A 19,408-nucleotide genomic window follows, 5' to 3' on the forward strand; every position below is an offset into this window, starting at 1 on the left:
CTCGTTAGTCGTCACCACGGCTAAGTTGCACGCGCCGCTTTAAGCTGAACAAATCCTTGCGACGATCTTTCAGGTTGGTGACCGAGCCTTCGTTGCGGACGATTTTCAAGCGTGAAAAATCCACATCCGAGAAGAAAATCATCTCGGTGTTGGGTGTAGTTTCGTTCAATACCGCATCGTGCGGGAAGGCGAAATCGGACGGGCTGAACACGGCTGACTGAGCGTATTGAATATCGAGGTTTTCAATGGACGGCAGGTTACCAACGCTGCCGCAGATAACCACATAACATTCGTTTTCAATGGCGCGTGCCTGAGCACAATGACGTACGCGCAGATAACCGTTTTTGGTATCGGTCCAGAATGGCACGAACAGAATGTCCATGTCGTCGTCGGCGAGCAGACGCGACAGTTCGGGGAATTCGACATCGTAGCAGATCAACATGCCGATGCGACCAGCATCGGTCTGGAACACGGCCAGATCATGGCCGCCTTCAATCACCCAGTCGCGTTTTTCCTGCGGGGTAATATGCAGTTTGGCCTGGCGTTCGGTGGTGCCGTCGCGGCGGAATAAATAGGCGACATTATAAACCCGCTGATCGTCGCCTTCTTCGATCATCGAGCCGCCAATAATATTGATGTTGTAGCTCACCGCCATACGCGACAGTTCGCTTTTAAAAGCTTCGGTGTGAGTGCCTAAATAACGAATGGCGGCTACCTGATCGGACTGATCGGTCAGGCCCATCAGCGGCGCGTTAAAGAGTTCCGGAAAGACGGCGAAATCACTTTGATAATCGGACAGCGCATCGACGAAATATTCGACCTGTTGCAACACATCCTCGACCGATTCGAACACCCGCATTTGCCACTGCACCGCACCGACGCGCGCCTGGGTTCGAGTGTTTTCAATCACTCTGTCGGCGGGTTCATAAAGGATGTTGTTCCATTCCAGCAAGGTGGCATAGCCGTGCGATTTTTCATCTTCGGGCAGGTATTTGCGCATCAGGCGTTTCACCTGAAAATCGTTGGCCAGCTGGAAGGATAAAATCGGGTCGTGGATTTCCTTGCGCGCAACCTGATCGATGTATTCGGTCGGTTTCAGTTGGTCCGAATGTTCGTGGTAATTAGGAATGCGACCGCCCGCCAGGATGGCGCGCAGATTCATCGAGCGGCACAGTTCCTTACGGGTGTCGTACAGGCGACGGCCGAGGCGGTGGCCGCGGTAATCGGGATCGATCAGCACGTCCAGTCCATAGAGCGCATCGCCTTCGGGATTGTTCAGAATAATTTCGCGATGGCCGATCAGATCATCGTATTTGTGCGGGTTGGAAAAGGTGGCGTAGTCGACCAGCAGACTGAGCGCCACACCGACTAGCACGCCATCGTCGTCGATAACGATCTGGCCATCCGGAAAATCGGCAACCAGGGTGTCGATGGTTTCTTTGTACCAGGAACCGCCGATGTCGTCGTAGACACGATCCATCAACCGTTTCAGCTGAGGGTAATCCTCGCTGGTCAGGTTGCGCAGGTTCAGGTGAGTGTCGTCCTGTTGCAGCATCAATCGGCTCCGCGGCGCTGAAAAAGTGGAAGTCCGCTATTGTAGCAACGAAACCGGGCTGACAGCGAAGATCAGTCGGTGACCAGCAGCCAAAACAGGCTGATTATTTGGATAATCAGCAAGGCAGTGGCCAGTCGATTGGCACGCACGGCCAGGCGCTGATAGAGGGCGTGCCAGAGCATCAGCAGCAGACCAGCCATAGTGGCCGGCGTCAACCAAAGCAGCGCGAACAGCCAATAAGCCGCCAGAGGTGGGCCAGGGTCGTGGCCGGTTAACAGCAGGCCGCTGAACACCAGAGTAATAAACCAAACCGGTATGCTGGCGATCAGGACGAGATGGGCCAGCAAGGGCAGCAGCCAGGGCCTGGAGGTTTGCGTCATAATGGCGACTCGGCAAAGGTGACTTAAGCAGATTAGTCAGCCTGATGGGGCGCGGCAATAGCGCTGTTCCTCACCCAGTGTGATCGCTACACTGCGGATTATTATTCAACCTCCGACTGTGCTATGACCGACACCCTGATCACCGATCCGCCCGATATCGAACACTGGCCCACCTGGACCACCGATCTGTTTCTGTGCACCAACCCTTACCATGACATGCTGAAGCAACCGGTACTCGATGCCATCAAGGCGCATCGTGATCAATCGCAGCAGGCTATCGCCAGCCAGGTAGCGGTGAGCGCCAAACACGCCCTGTTCGAAAGTGAGCTGGACTTTCTGGAAAGCGACGATGCTGACCTGCAAACCTTGCGTCAGTTGCTCACCGATCTGGTGCTTGAATGCGCCACCAGCGTCAACGCACCCTACTGGCCGGAAGACGCCGAACCCGACGCCCAGATTATTGAAAGCTGGTATCACCTTACTGCTAATGGCGGGTATCACGATGCCCATTCGCACCCCAATTGTTCCTGGTGCGGTATTTATTGTCTCGACCCTGGCGCTTCCAACTTGCAGACCCGCAACGGCGTTAATCGGTTTTACGACCCGCGCCATAATGCCGCGCATTATATGGATGCCGGTACGGCCTATTTGGATGGCGCCGGCTTTTGGGATGTGGCACCGGTGGCCGGTCAGGTGGTGATTTTTCCGTCCTATTTAAAACACTCGGCGTTGCCGTATTTTGGCGATCAAGAACGAGTAGTCTTGGCCTTTAATGCTCGGGTGGATTTGCGATGAAGGAAATCGCAGCGATGACTCCCGCCGAACTCTTGGAAGTTTATGAAAAGGCGCTGGCGTCGCAACGCTGGTCGGTTGTTGAACCGCTTCTACACGATAAAGTCTGCGTAACCTTTGCCAACGGTACCTTTAAAGGCAAGGCCGCAGTCCGCTCCATTTTCGAACAGAATTTTCGCAGCATTGAAGACGAGCAATACACCATCTCTAAATTACATTGGGTGCATCAATCAGCCGCTTCGGTCGTCGCGCTCTACGAATTTCACTGGCAGGGAATGATCGATGGCGAAGCTGCTTCCGGTGGTGGCCGTGGCACCAGCGTGCTGATCTTCGAACAAGACCGCTGGTGGATCATCACCGAACATCTGGGCCCTTTTGCTGACGACTAAACCGGCTTGCGAAAGAACACTCTTTGGTAACCGCTATCCAAACGTCGATCGGTTTCCTGATAACCCAGGCTTGGGTAGAGCGACAGGTTATTGGTCATCTTTTCGTTGGTGAATAATTCCACCACCTGAAAACCTTCCGCCTTTGCTTTGTCTTCTACATAACCGATTAAACGCTTGCCAATACCTCGGCCAGTAAAAGCAGGCAACACAGCGATAGCATCCAGATGCAGTGCGTTGCCATCGGGGTAACAGGCAACATAACCGGCAAATTGCGACTGGTAACGAGCGATGAAGATTTGCTGCTTGCTGATCTGGTTGTCGAAGTCGGCGTCCATAGGCGCCGGTCGCTTGCCAATCGCTTCGATGTACTGAGCGAAGGCCTGCTCGGCGCAATCGCGAATGGTGGCGATGTCCGATGCTTGTGCAAGCTTTATTTCGACCGTGTTCGTCGGTGCTTCCAGCTGGTAGTAGATATCGAAATCACTTTCGTGCGTTTGTTGAAAACCATGTCGGCGATAAAATTTATTAGAATCGCTGCCTTTGAGTGCCCCCAGACGAATCGGTTGCTGCTTCTGTTGAGCCAGTTTTTTAATCTCAGTGATCACCACACCGCCAATGCCGAGTCCCTGAAATTCTGGATCGATGTAGAAATGATCCAGATAGAGGTGGTCGACTTTATCGAGCAACACATAAAAACCGACCAACTTATCCTGATAAAAAATCTTTTGAGTATCGTCGGGCTGGAAGGTGCTGAGCAATCGTTGGCGAACGCGCTGCTCATCAAAGCGGCCCAGCAATTCAAGACTGGGTTGCATAGCCCTGGCACGAAGGTTGGCTAAGTCGATTGCATCGGAAAGTCGGGCAGGCGTGTAGTTCAGGTCAGTGCTATGCATAAAAGTTTGGATTACTAAAGATTGTTAGCCCAAAACTGGTTTCATCTATTAGCATAACTACTATTTCCGATCCGCCGATTATAATTGAGTAAAAGGTGTGTTCACATAATGCCCTTTGGTAAAGATGTGAATGCCATCCTTGGATTTTTTATTATGGCTTTGATTTTGGAAAGGAAACAGCTTCTTCTTAGTAAACGCAACTTGAGCAATGAGCAGTATTTGTATGCCCATATCAATCAAGAGTTGAGTCGATAATTCTGAACCGTTTTCGATGCCGAAAATCAGGCCAAAAAGATATAGGTAGAACAGAGCGAGATAGCCAGTTGAGCGCTTTTTAATGAGCAAATAAAGTATAGTGGATGCTATAGCTATTATCAGGCTAGAAAGAACAATTTTCATGGTCGGTGCTTGATTGGTGAGAATGATCCAGGCGTTGCTGAGGAGAGCAATAGATAAAAGGCAGTGAATGATAATTACGGCAATATGGTATTTATTGTATTTTCTTGCATCATCCGGGTCTGGAATTTTGGCTAGGTACTTTGCAATTCTCTTCGGCTTTTCCCCCATTAGCAATGGCGAGACGAAAAACCTCTACTTTAGATTTCCCCCTGCGTAGCTGACGTACGACCTCGTTCATACTGGACATCTTTATTTACCAATACACACTTTTACCATTGCATGGATAAATTCTGATATCTAGGTGTTAGAGCGAGTTTTATGCTGTGGCAGATCATCGGTTATGTCATACCAGACCGCTTTCGAGCCAACAAACATATGCTCTGTTGGGCGAATACCCGGGTCGCCATCTACCGTGCCTAAGGCAACGCTGGTTAAGCGTCCATCGGCACCGGGCATCCCCAAACTGGAGCCGCAGGTTTTGCAGAAGGCCCAGCCTTTACCGGGGTTGGGCTCGTAAATACCGAGCTGATCTTCGCCTTGCAGCCAGTGGAAATCATCGGGGTTAAAATCGGCATAGCTGGAAAAGGCGGCACCGTGAAAGCGGCGACACATTGAGCAGTGACAATGCTCGGCGCTCTCCAGTGGAGCGGCGATCTGGTAGCGTATTTTTCCGCATAAACAGCCGCCTTCAATGCTCATCGTTATTTCCTTTTATTGGTTACTTATCCAGCTATGGCGAAAGCCGGTAAAACAGTCAGTGGTTTTCTTTGGGTTGATAATGCGCTACTTCTTCAATAGATCCCAGGCTACTGAATTCGACGGTCACTTTCGGCAGGCTCAGATAATGACAAATTCGAATCAAGACCGCGCCGATGGCGATGGTCAGCATGGCATTAAAACCGACCATAAGCGTCTGGAAATTTTGCACATCGGCAGGGCCATGAATGATGCTGGCTCGGGCCAGTGGCAGTTCGGCCATAAACAGGGTCATCAGTATCAGGTTGATGACTTTCCAGGCCAGGCCGATGATCAATAAATTGATCAGCAGTTTGCGCGCCCATTCGAAGCGATTCAGTACGCCGATGGCGGCAATAAAAAGCACGGCTGAAAGTGCAGTAAACAAGCCGACCAGCCAATGCAGATGCGTCGCCAGAAAACGGGCCAGCGGTGGTGCACTGGATAGGTTGCGGCTCAGCTCCGGCAGAAAGTCTGGATAGAGCCAGTAGATCAACAGATTTTGCGCGATGCCGATTAAGGTCATAAGGGCGGCGAGGATAATAAAGACCCAGGCGATCAGGGTGACAGAGTCTGATCTCAGTTCCTGTTCGGGCATGGACGGCGTCTCCTGAATTGTGCGTCGAGCGGGCGCCGTTATTCGACGCCTCTGTTTTATAAGTGGTTATTCTTTGATGAAACCACGACTTTGCAAAAACGGCAGCATGTGTGGCCGCGCTTCTTTCTGCAGCATGCCGGAAATCTGTTCGGTCCAGCTTTGACTGCGTGGGTTGCCGGTGCGGGTCTGATAGTACTGACGCACCTGGTCATCATAGTCGCGCAGAGCGGCTTCGTCGTCAGCGTCGCTGTAAGTTTCCTGTTTTAAAACAACCGACAGTGGCAGGCGCGGTTTCACTTCCGGGTTCTGGTCCGGGTGGCCGATGCACAGTCCGAACAGCGGATAGCTCAGGTGCGGTAATTGCAATAATTCAGCAACAGCCTCGGGATTGTTACGCAAGGCGCCGATGTAGCAGATGCCCAGACCCAGATTCTCAGCCGCGACCACGACGTTTTGGGCGAACAGCGCGCAATCGACCGAGGCGGTCAGAAACTGCTCGGTAAAGCCGCTTTTCATCGGTGCGTCGTGCATATCGCAGGCAATTTGATGGCGATGCATGTCAGCGCAGAACACCAGAAAAACCGGCGCATCATTAATATAAGCCTGATTGTTGGCAAGTTCGGCCAGCCGCGCGCGCCGTTCGCCCTGACTCACCTGTATCACGGTGCAGGCCTGAATAAAGCTGGAAGTGGCCGCCGCCTGACCGGCACGGATCAGTTCTTCAACGGTGCTTTGTGCTACTGGCTCGGTGGTGAACTTGCGGATGGATCGGTGGTTTTGCAGTTGGCTGAGAATGTTGGTCATGGTGGACTCCAACCGAAAATGATCGGTTGATTTTATCATTGATTGACGCCTTTGGCGGTGCCCTGATCGCTATTTCCAGTCAGGCTTGTATTGCCCCAACCAGCGCGGTACAAAGCGGCTGGGTTTTATTAGGGGCGAATGGGTGACGTCATCTTCTGGATCAGCGCTGCGCTTATGGGCTTCCGGCCTGGCGGCAAGTGCGTCATTGGCCGTGGGCTATTTCCCGGTGGCTTTTTCCTTTGGTGTGGTGGCTTTGCAGGCGCAGCTCAGCGGCGTTCAGGCCATGCTGATTTCACTGATTGTTTTTGCCGGCGCCTCGCAATTTGTGCTGGTCAGTCTGGTGGTGGCCGGCACCGGTTTTTGGCCGGCCTTGTCGGCGATCTGGATGCTCAATCTGCGCCATCTGTTTTATGGCCCGGCCTTGGTTGCTCAGTTAGAGCGTCCGCCGGGCAAATTGCTGCCCTTTGTCGCCTGGGGGCTGACCGATGAAATGTTCGCTACTGCCATGGCCGAATCCACGCGCCGGCCGTTACCGCCGGCCTGGTGTCTGGGTGTTGGTTGCGGCGCTTACGGTTCCTGGCTGTCGGGTACTCTGGTTGGTGTCTGGCTGGGTACGGAATTGGGCGGCGCTGACGGCTGGCTGAGCGATGCGCTGTCCTTTGTGTTGCCGGCACTCTTTATTGCCTTGCTGGGGCAGGCTTTTGAGCGTTCCTTGTGGCCGGTGATTGCATTCACGCTGGTGGTCACGGCGCTGGCGCTGATCTGGTTGCCATCACACCTGGCGTTGATGATGGGCATGGTACTCGGCGCCTGTGCCCGGCCACTGACGCAGAGGGGCGTAAAGCATGACCCATCATGAACTCTTGATGCTGATCCTGTTGGCCGGTTTGGGTACCTATCTGATGCGCCTGTTGCCGATGCTTTATGGCCAGCAACTGGCGACTGGTCGCGGTGCTTTGGCGCTGGTGTTGAGTGCGTTGGGCGTGGCGGCGATTAGCGCGCTGATCGTGGTGTCACTGGTCGATCTGGCCGCTCAGCAGGTTGGAATAATGCGTTTGCTGTTGGCGTCGCTGGCGGTGCTGGTCACCTTGAAAGTCGCCCGCAATGTCGGTGTGGCGACCTTGACCGGGGCATTGCTATACGGTCTGCTGGGAATATGGCTGGCCTGACCGCGATGCACATCCGGCGCACCTTACTGGCTCAGTGGCGAAGGAGGTTCCATGTCTTTGGATTCATGGGTTTATGTGGTCGATCAATACGGCGTCAAAAATTATCGACTGACGTTCTTATCCCTGCTGGCGGTGTTGATTTTGTACGGCTGCATTGGTGCCCTGTCGCCGGTGCTGCTGTGGTTTGAACGTGCCGCCGCCAACGCCAATATTCACAGCTACGCCGATGCCTTCTGGACCTTGCAGATGGCGGCGTCGACCATTGGTTTTGGCGATTATTATCCGGTGTCGTTCGGTGGCCGGTTGATCGTCGCCCTGATGTTTTATCTGGGTGTCGGCCTGGTGGGTTTTATCGGTGCTCTGGTGGCCGATAAGTTACTCGGCTTTGCTGATACCACCGTTAAAAATCGCGAATTGCGCGAACAGAATGCGGTGCTGCTGGCGCACAATCGCGAGCTGGAACGCAAGATCGATAAATTACTGGATCGGTTCGAAGCCGATATCGAGCAGGAAAAACACTAGCGGTTACTCCTCTTTGCTCAACAAAGTGGCATAACCGCTTGATGCTGTTAGCCGAGCGGATTCACACCGATCAGCAGGCCGTGCAGCCAGAACGCAAAGACGCCATAACCCACCAGACCGACGACTAACACTGCCAGATCACGGCTGACGCCAAGCGCCGGATAAGTCACACCCTCAGCGCGATCGCGCCTGCGCGAAACAGCGAAATCGGCAATCGCCCAAACCAGGAAACTGCCGAACAACAGCAAATCGGCCAGGGTGCCGTTGGCGAGTAAATGCGCCAGCGCCCAGACCTTGGTGGCCAGCAGCATGGGATGTCCCATCTTGGCTTTGATACGGTTGCCGGGAATATAGGCCGCCGCCAGTAACACAAAAGCCAGCAGCATCAGCAAAGCCGCCAGATGATAGGTCCAGATCGGGCTGACCCACAGCCAGACCGGCGCCATGCGCGCCTGGCCGTAACCCCAGACGATCAACGCCAAGCCCACCAGTGACACCACCGAGAACAGACCTTTCCAGGTCATTTCACCGAGTTTTTCGAGCAGCGCCGTACGGACGCCAGGAATAAAGATGCGCACCGAATGAGCGCCGAGGAATAACACCAGTCCAAGGATTAACGCCGCCATCGTCCAGTCTCCATTGAAGGTCATTGTTGTAGTCGAGCACGGTGCGGCCAGAGTAGAGGGGTTTGGCAAGGCTGTACATATGCCGAAAGGTCAGTCGCGCTTAACGTTCCAGATCAATGACGCGGGTCAGAATGCTCAGCAACCATTCTTTCTCGCCGGAGTTCATCACCTGTTCAAAATGGGCTTCGTGAGCGAGCACTTTTTTGTGCAGATCATCGGTGAAACGGATGCCGTGTTCGGTGAGGTAAAGCGCGTAAGAGCGGCGATCATTTTCCGAGGGCTGGCGTTCAATCAGACTCAATTTTTCCAGCTTGTCGACCGCCGCCACCATGGCCGAGCGGTCGGTTTCAATGGCCTGGGCGACGGCGGTCTGGGTCAGCCCCGGGTTGTTGCGGACGATCGCCAGAATGCCAAACAGGCCGGGAGTGACGCCGAAGTCGGCGCAGGTCGCGGTGAAGTTTTCAAAGTAGGCGAGCTGAGCCCGACGCAGCCGATAACCGACCAGTGAATTCAGCAGGCTGTAGTCGATGCCGGTCTTGGTCTCGCTCATAGATGTCTAATCGCCCTGTTGTCTATAGGAAGCTGGATGAAGCAAGCAAAGGTAACGCTCAAAGCGGTGCAGTTTATCATTACCGCTGTCGGTTTTGCCGAGCATCAGCCAGTCATAAAGAGCACCAGTTCCGGCCACAGAATGACCAGCGTAACCACCACCAGGTCGGCGACCAGAAAATAAGCCACGCCTTTGAAAATATCGACCAGGCTGGCGTATTGCGATGCCACCGAACGAATCACAAAGATGTTCATACCCACCGGCGGCGTGATCATGCCAATTTCCAGCAGCTTGACCAGCAGCACACCAAACCAGATCAGGCTGATGTCGTATTGCTCGAACACCGGCAACAGAATCGGCAGAGTGACCAGCATGGCGCCGAAGGGGTCCATAAAGAGACCGAGGAACAGATAAATCAGCACCACCACGAGCATCAGTTGCAGAAAGCCGAGCTCCCAGTTGGTGACGGCCACGCTGATAAAACCGGCCAGGCCCGAGAGGCTCAGGAACACAGTAAACATGGTGGCGCCGACGCCGATGATCAGCAGCGAGGCGGTGGTCGAGAGCGTCTCCAGCAGGGCGGTTTTTAACTGACCCAGGTTAAGTTTACCGAGCGCAAAACTGATCAATAAGGCCCCGGCAGCACCCACGGCGCCGGCTTCGGTGGCGGTGAAAAAGCCACTGAACAGGCCGCCAAAGACCAGCGTACCCAGGGCCAGCACCGGCCAGATTTCCAACACCGCTTGCCGTACCGAGTAACCTTCCACGCCTTGGGCAACGCGCGGTGCGATATCGGGCCGCAACCAGCTGACAATGAGAATCACCAGGCTGTAACTGACCGCTGTCAGCAGGCCGATGGTGATACCACCGAGAAACACCTGAGTGATGGAGGTTTGCGCAAAAACGCCGTAGATGATCATTAAAATGGACGGCGGAATCAGCGCACCGATGGTGCCACCGGCGGCGATGGTGCCGCAGGCGAAACTCGGTTTATAGCCGGAGCGCACCATTTCCGGAATGGCGATGCGTCCCATGGCCGCAGCACAAGCCAGGCTGGAACCACTGACCGCCGCAAAGCCGGACGCGGCAAAAATACTGGAAATCGCCTGGCCACCCGGCAACCAGCGAAACACCACCTTGGCGGCGTTAAATAAGCCTGCGGTTAGGCCGGCGTGATAGCTGACAAAGCCCATCAGCAAAAACATCGGTACCGCGCTCAGGGTCCACTTGGCGATAAAGTCGTAAGGCGTAGACGCCAGCAAACTGAGCGCGGTTTCCCAACCCAGCATCAGGCTGAGACCACCGAGCGACACCACCATCAACGCCAAAGCTACCGGCACGCGCAATGCGAGCAGCAGCATCAACACCAGCAAGCCATAAAAACCGGTTTCAATCGACATGCGTTTGCCTACTGCGAAGCCATCGCAGGCGTAAGGTGATGCAGCCGCACAATGCGGATCAGGCACACCAGGCCAGCGAGGGCAAAAGAAAGCGGCAGTACGAAATAGGTCGGCCAGACCGGAACTGCCAGATCGAGCGCCATTACATAGGCACCCAGCTCAAATTGTTCGACCGCCTTGTCCCAGGTGGCCAGGGTAAAAATGCCATAGAGCCCCGCGGCGAGCAGCGCCACCAGACTGTCCAGCCAGCGCACACCAGCGTCGCCTAAGATCGATGAAAAGGCTTCAACGGTGATCATCTGTTGTTTCCATTCCACCCAACCGAGGGGCAATAACACCAGGGTGATCATGTAGTAGCGAGTCACCAGTTCGATGGTCGCCGGCACTGAAATAGACAGCGTCGAGCGCAACACCACATCGAGGGTGACGTGCAGCATCATGGCGATAATGCCTAGGGTGCCGAGCAAAGCCAGACCGGCCACCAGGCGATCGGAAAGTTGATACAGCCAGCGCATCAGCAAGGTTCTCCGAGCAATAAAAAACCGACCCGACGCTTGCCGGGCCGGTACCACTTAGAGACCGTAAGTCGAGAAATCGACCTGATCCCAGACTTCGCTATTTACTTCGTCGGCGATTTTTTGCGGGTCGTTATCGACCGAGTTGGCAAAGGCGGTCCACTTGTCGACCAGCGCTTCAAAGCGTTCGACCTTGGCCGCTGCATCGGCAATGCCGTCGCGTTCCTGCGCCAGTTCGATGGCTTTTTGCAGGTCTTCACGCTGGTAGGCGTTGGACGCATTCAGCAACTCAGCGCTCGGTTCGATGAACTCGATACCGGCGTCACGCGCAGCGGATTCGGCCGCCGATGGCATTTCGTAGCCCCAACGCTGGGTTGCCAGCGCACTGGCGTAGCTGGAGGTTTCTGCCATGATGCGACGCTTATCTTCGTCAAGACCGGCCCAGGTGCGGGCGTTGATGGCGTGCGAGATGGTGGAATGGTAAGTGCCCATCGGCAGGGTGGTGATGTGGGTGACGACATCGTCCAGGCGGAAGGAAATCAGATCCGCGGTGGAGGCGATGGTGCCATCGAGCACACCCTGAGAAATGGCTTCAAAGGTTTCACCGACCGAAACGTTAGCACCGTCGGCGCCCATTTCTTCGGCCCAGCGCGCAAAGTGCGGGCCACCGACGCGCAGCCGCAAACCTTGCAGATCATCAAGATCGCGCACCGGTTTGGTGGTCAGCAGCACATAGGTATCGGAGGAATGGCTGGAGCCGTAGACCACACCCAACTGCTTCAATTGGGCCTGGCAATCAGCACAGGTAACAATGTATTCGGTCATGGCGGCCGCCATCGCCTGAGCGTTGCTGCCCAGGAAGGACAGGTTGCCCACCAGGTTGATCTCGGACAGATCAGCCGGGAAATAAGCCGGCAGGAACATGCCCGCATCGGACAGGCCGGAACGGATGGCGGTGCGCATATTGCCCAGGTTGGCGACTTCGGTACCGAGGATGGTGCCGGTCAGTTCGCCATTGGTGCGCGCATCGATCTGTTCAGCAAAGGCGGTAAAAAGCGGCGTATGGCCGGGATGTGCCGGAGGCGTTCCGGGCGTCAGACGCAGCGTTTGGGCACTGGCCTGGGCGCCGAACAAACCGCACGCCAGCAGCAAAGCCGCCACAGCGGCGGGGAGTTTCTTGGTCAGCATCGTTCGAACCTCTAGTTTTTGTTGGACTTGTTCTTAGAGCCGGGCGGTGCCCGCAACGATCGTTTTGTCAGGCCGAAAAGCCTGGTCGCCGAGAGCGTATTGTCGCCGGCGCACGTTGAGGTTTATGGCACAGATTGTTGTGTTCATCAACAAAAATCCGGAGATGATTGGTTAAGGCGCTGTTGTTGATCTTGTTCGAAATGGCGCTGTGGCGCCCATTTTAAGGGGGCTTATCCTTTATCAATCTGAAATCGTCCGTGCTTAGCTTTAAACGTCATAAAAATAAATTGTTTACAAATACAACAATCATGGCTAGGTTTTTTAGCCACAGCAGCGGACCCTCAAATGGGACCGGCAACAACAAGACTTCATAGCCTGAACCGCTGACCGACGATCCATTTCACAACCGCTGCGGCGGTGTTGCACACAGGTCCGAGCATGACACAGACGCCTCTGGTGACCTTCGACGTGAGCGAAGGTATTGCCCATATCCGCCTTAACCGGCCGGACAAACACAACGCCATCAACGACGCTCTGTTGCTGGAGCTGGAAGCCTGTTTCGATCCGGTACCTGAAGGTGTCCGCGTCATCGTACTCAGCGGCGCCGGCGATAATTTCTGTGCCGGTCTGGATCTGGCTGAACATCAGGCGCGTGAACCTTTCGCTGTGGTTAAACACTCGCACAGCTGGCACCGGGTGTTCGGCAAAATTCAGCAAGCCGGCGTGCCGGTGATTGCTGTTTTGAAAGGCGCTGTCATCGGTGGCGGTCTGGAACTGGCATCGGCGGCGCATATTCGGGTGGCCGATCCGACCACTTACTTCCGCTTGCCCGAAGGTCGTCATGGCATTTTTGTTGGTGGCGGTGCCTCGGTGCGGGTAGCGCGCCTGATCGGCACCGGTCGTATGACCGACATGATGCTCACCGGTCGCACTCTCGATGCCGACGAAGCCGAGCGTTTTGGTCTGGTGCAGTATCGCGTCGAGCCCAACGCCGGTGATGCCAAGGCCGACGAGTTAGCGCGCACCATTGCCAGCAATTCTGAGTTGTCGAACTGGGCCATGGTGTCGGCCTTGTCGCGCATCGAAAACATGAGTTCCGACGATGGTTTGTTTACCGAATCGCTGGTCGCCGGCATCACTCAAACCAGTCCGGAAGTTCAGGCCCGTATCGGTCAGTTTTTGAATAGGAAAAAATAATATGAACGCCTATGCCGATTCCGAAAACAGCGCGCTGAAATCGCGCTACGACGACATCTATTTAATCGATGGCCGGCGCACGCCCTTCGCCGATTATTGCGGCGTGCTGCGTGATATTTCGCCGACCGATCTGGGCATTTATGCCGCTCGTGCCTTGTTTGAAAAAACCGGCATTCCGGCAGCAGACGTAGACGCCATTGTCGCCGGCAATGTCGCTCAGTCGAGTTTCGATGCCTACCTGTTGCCGCGCCATATCGGTTTGTATTCTGGCATGCGTCAGGCAGCACCGGCGCTGCTGGTGCATCGTTTGTGTGGCACCGGTTTCGAAGCCATTTTAACCGCTGCCGATCAGATTCAATTGGGCAAAGCGCAGTTGGTGTTGTGCGCCGGTGCTGAGTCGATGTCGCGCAATCCGGTGGCGTCTTATAGCCATCGCGCCGGTTTCCGCATGGGCCAGGTGGAGTTCAAGGATTTCCTTTGGGAAGCGACCATCGATACCGCTCCGGAAGTGTCCATGGGTGGCACCGCCGAAAATCTCGCCAATCGTTATGGCATCAGCCGCGACCAGGCCGACGAGTTCGCTGCCCGCAGTTTTGCCGCCGCCGAACAGGCCTGGCAGAACGGCTGGTACGACGACGAAGTGGTGCCGGTCGAGAATGCGCATTGGACGCTCGATGGCTACGCCGATCGCGGTCTGAAACTGGCCGACAAAGCTCAGCGCTTTGATAAAGACGGCCATATTCGGCACTCGCCTTTTGAGGTGCTGAATAAATTGCGTCCGGCTTTTGGCGGCGTGCAAACCGGCGGTAATTCATCCGGCATTGTCGATGGTGCGGCGGCGGTACTGGTCGCCTCAGGTGACTACGTGCGTGCGCACGGATTAAAACCCTTGGCGCGTATTGTCGGTGGTTCGGTGGTGGGCGTGCCGCCAGAGATTATGGGCATTGGTCCGGCACCGGCGATTCGCTCGCTGCTGGCCGATCAAAAAATGTCGCTGGGTGATATCGGCCGTATCGAAATTAACGAAGCTTTTGCGGCGCAATATTTGGCCTGCGAACAAGAGCTGGGTCTGGACCGCGACAAGGTAAACCGTAACGGCGGTTCCATTGCCATCGGTCATCCGTTGGGTGTTTCCGGCGTACGTTTAACGCATACCGTTGCGCGTCAGATGCAAGCCGATGGTCAGCAGTTTGCTATTTCTTCGGCCTGCGCCGGTGGTGGTCAGGGTGTGGCGGTGTTGCTGGAAAACGTCTCTTAAAAAGAGTGTTTAAAAACATCGCTTAAACAGACCGTTATGGAATTGTCGTTATGCAAATAGAGTCAGCCAATATTCTGGTTACCGGCGCCGCTTCCGGTTTGGGTGAAGCAGTGGCGCGTTATCTGGTCGGTCGCGGCGCGCGCGTGCTGCTGGCCGATTTAAACAGCGAAGCGGGTGAAGCTCTGGCAACTGAGATCGGTGAGTCGGCTTATTTTGTGACCACGGACATCACCCGTGAAGACGAAGCGCGCCGCGCCATCGACACCTTGCGCGAACGCTGGGGCGACTTAAATGGCCTGGTGAACTGCGCCGGTATTCCCGGTGCTGCACGTGTTTTAGGTCGCGATGGCGTGCACGATCTGGAGCGTTTTGCGCGCGCTATTCAGGTCAATCTGATCGGTACTTTTAACATGATTCGCCTGGCCGCCGAGGCCATGCAGCACAGCACACCGAACGAGAATTTAGAGCAGGGCGTCATCATTAATACCGCCTCGGTTGCCGCCTACGATGGCCAGATTGGTCAGGCTGCTTACTCGGCGTCCAAAGGCGGCATTGTCTCGATGACCTTGCCCATCGCGCGTGAGCTGGCCAACTTTGGCATCCGCGTGATGACCATAGCACCGGGCTTATTTAAAACGCCGATGATGGGTGCTTTGCCCGAAGAAGTGCAGCAGTCATTGGGTGAGTCGGTGCCCTTTCCGGCGCGTCTGGGTGAGCCGTCTGAATTCGCTCTCTTGGTCGGGCAGATTTTCGATAACCCTATGCTCAATGGCGAAGTGATCCGTCTCGACGGTGCTTTGCGCATGGCGCCACGGTAAGCGGTTATGGCTCAGTATCGCGCGCCCATCGATGATTACCGTTTTATCTTCGAACGGCTGTTACCCAACGAGCTTCGGGCAACACTCGGTGGTGATGATCTCGACGACGAACTGCTGTTCGCCATCCTCGATGAAGCCGCGCGCTTTGCGGAAGATCGTCTGGCGACGCTGTATCGCAGTGGCGATCAGCAAGGCTGCACGCTCGATCAAAACCAGGTAACAACGCCTGATGGCTGGCGTGAAGTCTTTGCGGATTTCCGCGCTGCCGGCTGGACCGCGCTGGCGTTACCCGAAGCCATTGGTGGGCAAGGCTTACCGCGCTGGTTGGCAACGCCGGTTACTGAATTCTGGCAAGGCGCCAACCTGGCGTTTTCCATGTTCCAGCCGCTGACCGAAGGCGCCCTGGAAGCGCTCGAAGCCAGTGGCGATAAAGCGCTGATTGAACGCTATGGTCCGGCGCTCGCCGCCGGTGAAATGACTGCCACCATGGCACTGACTGAAGCCGGCGCCGGCTCCGATTTGGGCTTATTAAAAACCCGTGCCGAAGCGGATGGCAACGGCGGTTATCGACTCAGCGGTAACAAGCAATTTATCACCTTTGGCAGCCACGATTTTTGCGATCGAATTCTGCATCTGGTGTTGGCGCGTCTGCCCGATGCGCCCGCCGGCAGCAAAGGTATTTCACTCTTTGCGGTGCCCAGCCATTTAGACGATGGCCAGAGCAATCATGTTCTGTGCACCGGCATCGAAGAGAAGCTGGGTTTGCACGGCAGCCCGACTTGCTCGTTGTCGTTTGAGGGTGCCCAGGCGCAGTTGGTCGGCACGGCCGGTAAAGGCCTGGCGATCATGTTTGTGATGATGAATGAAGCGCGTTTATCGGTGGGTTTGCAAGGCGTGGCAGTAGCCGAACGCGCTTATCAGACCGCCTTGGAATGGGCGCAGGAACGTCGCCAGGGGCGGCATCCGGTAAGCGGTGAATCGGCTTGCGCCATCATCGAACATCCGGACGTGCGTCGGCTGCTATTACGCCAGCGTGCGCAAACTTTGGCATCGCGTTTTTTGGCCAGTCATCTGGCGTTACGACTCGATCAGTCGCGCTGCAAAGATCATCCGGAACGCGATTGGGCACAACGTGAAGTTGAACTTCTGACACCGGTGTTTAAAGCCTACTCAACCGAAGTCGCCAACCGCTTGGTGGGCGATGCCATCCAGGTATTGGGTGGCATGGGCTTTATCGAAGAAACCGGGGTGGCGCAGTGCTATCGCGACTTGCGGGTGTCGACCATTTACGAAGGCACCACAGCAATACAGGCGCAGGATTTTCTGCTGCGCAAAGTCATCGCCGATGGCGGCGAAACTATGTTCCATTGGTTGCAGCAAGTGGATCAACAGGCGCCGGCTTTGCTCGAAAAAACCGAAGCTGTTCGCCAGCTGGTGCAGCGCGCTCTGGCTGACAACAGCGACACGACTTGGCGCTTGGCCGGATCAGTGGCGTTGCTGGAAGCGGTGGGAATTCTGGCCAGCGCCTGGCAACTGAATCGTGCCCTGGCCTGCGCTGAAGATAATCAGTACGGGCAAAACTTAGCGGCTGTCTGGGCGTTTTATCAGTCGCATTTTGTCGTCGATATCGATGCGCAACTGCGTCGTGCAGAGCGCGCTGCTGATGGACTGGATTATCGGTTTGGTTGAACCGGGAGACGTTTGACGGAAGACGTTGAACGCTAGAAAAACAACAAGCAAAAAAATTAAACACCACGAATAAAAACAATCTTAGGTGACACCATGAATTCCGTATTTCGCGATGTTCGCATCGGTCGGACCACGGCCGATTTGCAATCCCAGCCGGACGGCAGCCAGGTGCTGCGGGTACGCGAACCACTGGGCGCTTATCCCGATACTCTGATGGAGCGACTTGACCATTGGGCCGAGATCGCGCCGGATCGTTTGTTTGTCGCGCAAAGAGACGCTGCCGGTGAGTGGCGTCGGTTCAGCTACCGTCAAACTCTGGAAACAGTGCGTCGTTTAGCGCAGGCATTGCTCGATCGGGGGTTGTCGAGCGAGCAACCGGTGGCGATTCTAAGCGGCAATTCCGTCGAGCATTTATTGCTGGGTCTGGCTGCCATGTACGTCGGCATTCCCTACGCGCCGATCTCGCCAGCCTATTCGTTGATCAGTACCGATTATGGCAAGTTGCGTCACATCATCGACCTGCTGACGCCGGGTTTAATCCTGGTGGAACAGGGCGACGATTTTGCCGCTGCTGTTAATGCAGTTGCGCCTTCGGTTGAGACTCTGGCGATTGATCCCGGCCAGCAAACGCAGATGCAAAGTTTCGAGTCATTATTGGCAACCACCGCCACCGAAGCGGTCGATAAAGCACACGCTCAGGTGACGCCCGATACCATCGCCAAGTTTTTGTTTACCTCCGGTTCAACCGGTATGCCTAAGGGCGTAATTAACACCAATCGCATGCTCTGTTCCAACCAGGAAATGCTGGTCAGTCTGATGGAATTTATGCGTGATGAACCGCCGGTTTTGGTCGATTGGTTGCCCTGGAACCACACCTTCGGTGGTAATCATAACGTCGGCATCGTGCTCTATAACGGTGGCTCGCTGTATATCGATGATGGCAAACCGGTGCCGGGGCATATCGAGAAAACCCTGGCGAATTTACGTGAAATTGCGCCCACGGTTTATTTCAATGTACCTAAGGGTTTTGAATTACTGGCAGCGGAATTGGAAGCCGATGCAGCGCTGCGTCGTTTCTTCTTCAGCGAATTGAAACTGATGTTTTTTGCCGGTGCCGGCCTGGCGCAACACGTCTGGGACAAGCTCGACGAACTGGCGGTGGAAACCATCGGCTCCAAGGTGGGAATGTTGACCGGCTTGGGCGCCACCGAAACTGCACCCTCGGCATTGTTTGCCTCTCTGGAGGAATCGCAGTCCGGCGTTATCGGTTTGCCGGCGCACGGCGTCGAAGTGAAGTTGGTGCCCAACGATGACAAGCTGGAGTGTCGGGTGCGCGGTCCGAATGTGATGCCCGGCTACTGGCGGCAACCGGAAGTGACTGCCAAGTGTTTCGATGAAGACGGTTTTTATTGCTTAGGCGACGCCGCCAAATTTATCGATCCGCAAAACCCGCAACGCGGTTTGCGTTTCGACGGTCGCATCTCCGAAGACTTCAAACTCGATACCGGTACCTGGGTCAGTGTCGGGCCGCTGCGCGCCAAAATTATTGCCGAGGGCGCGCCGCTGGTTCAGGACGTTGTGATTGCCGGTTTGGACCGGCCTTTCGTCAGCGTGCTGATTTTTCCGGACCGCGAACAATGCCGACAGATCTCCGGCCTGGGCAAGGAGGCGAGCTTAAGTGAGGTGCTCGACAGTGAGCCGGTGCGTTCACGAGTGCGTGCCTTATTACAGCAGCTGGTCGATACCAGTACCGGCAGTTCCAACTGCGTGCGCCGCGCTGTGTTGCTGGCTGAACCACCGAAGCTGGATGCCCACGAAATTACCGACAAGGGATCGATCAACCAGCGCGCTGTGCTGGAAAACCGCGCTGAGCTGGTGACCGATCTGTACAGCAAAACCCCAACCGATGCCGTTATCCGGCTGGATTGAGC

Annotated in this window: 22 protein-coding genes; 10 read left to right on the top strand and 12 right to left on the bottom strand. The window is 55.4% G+C overall.

Annotation, left to right across the window (positions count from 1 at the left end):
- Positions 1-4 precede the first annotated feature (4 nt).
- Together ABMA60_RS02870 and ABMA60_RS02875 are read right to left on the bottom strand one after the other, a co-directional pair.
- Positions 5-1,555, bottom strand: a complete 1,551-nt coding sequence (locus ABMA60_RS02870; RefSeq protein WP_392798413.1) for a GNAT family N-acetyltransferase — start codon at positions 1,553-1,555, stop codon at positions 5-7.
- 71 nt (positions 1,556-1,626) lie between these two features.
- The gene (locus tag ABMA60_RS02875) at positions 1,627-1,935 is read right to left on the bottom strand and encodes a hypothetical protein (RefSeq protein ID WP_392798416.1); all 309 of its coding nucleotides are present in this window, start codon (positions 1,933-1,935) and stop codon (positions 1,627-1,629) included.
- 123 nt (positions 1,936-2,058) lie between these two features.
- Here ABMA60_RS02875 and ABMA60_RS02880 point away from each other — a divergent pair, with 123 nt between their 5' ends.
- Both ABMA60_RS02880 and ABMA60_RS02885 read left to right on the top strand, forming a co-directional pair.
- Positions 2,059-2,730, top strand: a complete 672-nt coding sequence (locus ABMA60_RS02880) for a putative 2OG-Fe(II) oxygenase (RefSeq protein ID WP_392798419.1) — start codon at positions 2,059-2,061, stop codon at positions 2,728-2,730.
- 14 nt (positions 2,731-2,744) lie between these two features.
- Positions 2,745-3,116, top strand: a complete 372-nt coding sequence (locus ABMA60_RS02885) for a nuclear transport factor 2 family protein (RefSeq protein ID WP_392798422.1) — start codon at positions 2,745-2,747, stop codon at positions 3,114-3,116.
- Here ABMA60_RS02885 and ABMA60_RS02890 read toward each other — a convergent pair.
- The 5 genes from ABMA60_RS02890 to nfsA form a co-directional block, all read right to left on the bottom strand.
- Positions 3,113-3,931, bottom strand: coding sequence for a GNAT family N-acetyltransferase (locus ABMA60_RS02890; RefSeq protein ID WP_392798424.1), 819 nt, complete (start codon positions 3,929-3,931; stop codon positions 3,113-3,115). The genes ABMA60_RS02885 and ABMA60_RS02890 overlap by 4 nt on opposite strands.
- Positions 3,932-4,087: 156 nt before the next feature.
- Positions 4,088-4,576, bottom strand: coding sequence for a hypothetical protein (locus tag ABMA60_RS02895; protein ID WP_392798427.1), 489 nt, complete (start codon positions 4,574-4,576; stop codon positions 4,088-4,090).
- A gap of 129 nt (positions 4,577-4,705) precedes the next feature.
- On the bottom strand, positions 4,706-5,107 hold the full coding sequence (locus tag ABMA60_RS02900; protein WP_392798430.1) for a GFA family protein: 402 nt from the start codon (positions 5,105-5,107) through the stop codon (positions 4,706-4,708).
- Between the two features lie 55 nt (positions 5,108-5,162).
- The gene (locus ABMA60_RS02905) at positions 5,163-5,741 is read right to left on the bottom strand and encodes a hypothetical protein (protein WP_392798433.1); all 579 of its coding nucleotides are present in this window, start codon (positions 5,739-5,741) and stop codon (positions 5,163-5,165) included.
- Positions 5,742-5,807: 66 nt separating this feature from the next.
- Positions 5,808-6,545 (bottom strand): oxygen-insensitive NADPH nitroreductase, encoded by a 738-nt coding sequence (gene nfsA, locus ABMA60_RS02910; RefSeq protein ID WP_392798435.1) that lies wholly within the window; start codon positions 6,543-6,545, stop codon positions 5,808-5,810.
- Between the two features lie 142 nt (positions 6,546-6,687).
- Here nfsA and ABMA60_RS02915 point away from each other — a divergent pair, with 142 nt between their 5' ends.
- Genes ABMA60_RS02915 through ABMA60_RS02925 form a run of 3 tightly spaced genes read left to right on the top strand, consistent with a single transcriptional unit; the run spans position 6,688 to position 8,236 of the window.
- The gene (locus ABMA60_RS02915) at positions 6,688-7,404 is read left to right on the top strand and encodes an AzlC family ABC transporter permease (RefSeq protein ID WP_392798437.1); all 717 of its coding nucleotides are present in this window, start codon (positions 6,688-6,690) and stop codon (positions 7,402-7,404) included.
- Complete coding sequence (locus ABMA60_RS02920; RefSeq protein WP_392798440.1) at positions 7,391-7,714, top strand: AzlD domain-containing protein; 324 nt, start codon at positions 7,391-7,393, stop codon at positions 7,712-7,714. Before ABMA60_RS02915 ends, ABMA60_RS02920 begins: the two co-directional genes overlap by 14 nt.
- Positions 7,715-7,765: 51 nt before the next feature.
- Positions 7,766-8,236, top strand: a complete 471-nt coding sequence (locus ABMA60_RS02925) for an ion channel (RefSeq protein ID WP_392798443.1) — start codon at positions 7,766-7,768, stop codon at positions 8,234-8,236.
- A gap of 47 nt (positions 8,237-8,283) precedes the next feature.
- On the opposite strand, the gene ABMA60_RS02930 is transcribed toward ABMA60_RS02925, so the two are convergent.
- From ABMA60_RS02930 to ABMA60_RS02950, 5 genes are all read right to left on the bottom strand, one after another.
- Complete coding sequence (locus ABMA60_RS02930) at positions 8,284-8,862, bottom strand: NnrU family protein (RefSeq protein ID WP_392798445.1); 579 nt, start codon at positions 8,860-8,862, stop codon at positions 8,284-8,286.
- Positions 8,863-8,962: 100 nt separating this feature from the next.
- Positions 8,963-9,412 carry a MarR family winged helix-turn-helix transcriptional regulator gene (locus tag ABMA60_RS02935; protein ID WP_392798448.1) on the bottom strand — a complete coding sequence of 150 codons (450 nt, stop codon included), beginning with the start codon at positions 9,410-9,412 and terminating at the stop codon, positions 8,963-8,965.
- 104 nt (positions 9,413-9,516) lie between these two features.
- A complete protein-coding gene (locus ABMA60_RS02940; RefSeq protein WP_392798451.1) occupies positions 9,517-10,812 on the bottom strand; it encodes a TRAP transporter large permease in 1,296 nt (431 codons plus the stop codon).
- Positions 10,813-10,820: 8 nt separating this feature from the next.
- A complete protein-coding gene (locus ABMA60_RS02945; protein WP_392798454.1) occupies positions 10,821-11,327 on the bottom strand; it encodes a TRAP transporter small permease in 507 nt (168 codons plus the stop codon).
- 57 nt (positions 11,328-11,384) lie between these two features.
- Positions 11,385-12,515 (bottom strand): C4-dicarboxylate TRAP transporter substrate-binding protein, encoded by a 1,131-nt coding sequence (locus ABMA60_RS02950; protein ID WP_392798457.1) that lies wholly within the window; start codon positions 12,513-12,515, stop codon positions 11,385-11,387.
- A gap of 438 nt (positions 12,516-12,953) precedes the next feature.
- On the opposite strand from ABMA60_RS02950, the gene ABMA60_RS02955 reads away from it, so the two are divergent.
- The 5 genes from ABMA60_RS02955 to ABMA60_RS02975 all read left to right on the top strand — a co-directional run bounded on the left by ABMA60_RS02955 (position 12,954) and on the right by ABMA60_RS02975 (position 19,406).
- Positions 12,954-13,712: a crotonase/enoyl-CoA hydratase family protein gene (locus ABMA60_RS02955; RefSeq protein WP_392798460.1), complete on the top strand. Its 759-nt coding sequence runs from the start codon at positions 12,954-12,956 to the stop codon at positions 13,710-13,712.
- A 1-nt stretch (position 13,713) separates the two neighbouring features.
- Positions 13,714-14,970, top strand: coding sequence for a thiolase family protein (locus ABMA60_RS02960; RefSeq protein WP_392798463.1), 1,257 nt, complete (start codon positions 13,714-13,716; stop codon positions 14,968-14,970).
- 50 nt (positions 14,971-15,020) lie between these two features.
- A complete protein-coding gene (locus tag ABMA60_RS02965; protein ID WP_392798467.1) occupies positions 15,021-15,788 on the top strand; it encodes a 3-hydroxyacyl-CoA dehydrogenase in 768 nt (255 codons plus the stop codon).
- A gap of 6 nt (positions 15,789-15,794) precedes the next feature.
- On the top strand, positions 15,795-17,477 hold the full coding sequence (locus ABMA60_RS02970) for an acyl-CoA dehydrogenase family protein (RefSeq protein ID WP_392798470.1): 1,683 nt from the start codon (positions 15,795-15,797) through the stop codon (positions 17,475-17,477).
- Positions 17,478-17,570: 93 nt separating this feature from the next.
- A complete protein-coding gene (locus ABMA60_RS02975) occupies positions 17,571-19,406 on the top strand; it encodes a feruloyl-CoA synthase (RefSeq protein ID WP_392798473.1) in 1,836 nt (611 codons plus the stop codon).
- Positions 19,407-19,408 lie beyond the last annotated feature (2 nt).

Origin of the sequence: Saccharospirillum sp. HFRX-2 (assembly GCF_043196805.1) — a bacterium.
GTDB lineage: Bacteria > Pseudomonadota > Gammaproteobacteria > Pseudomonadales > Natronospirillaceae > Saccharospirillum.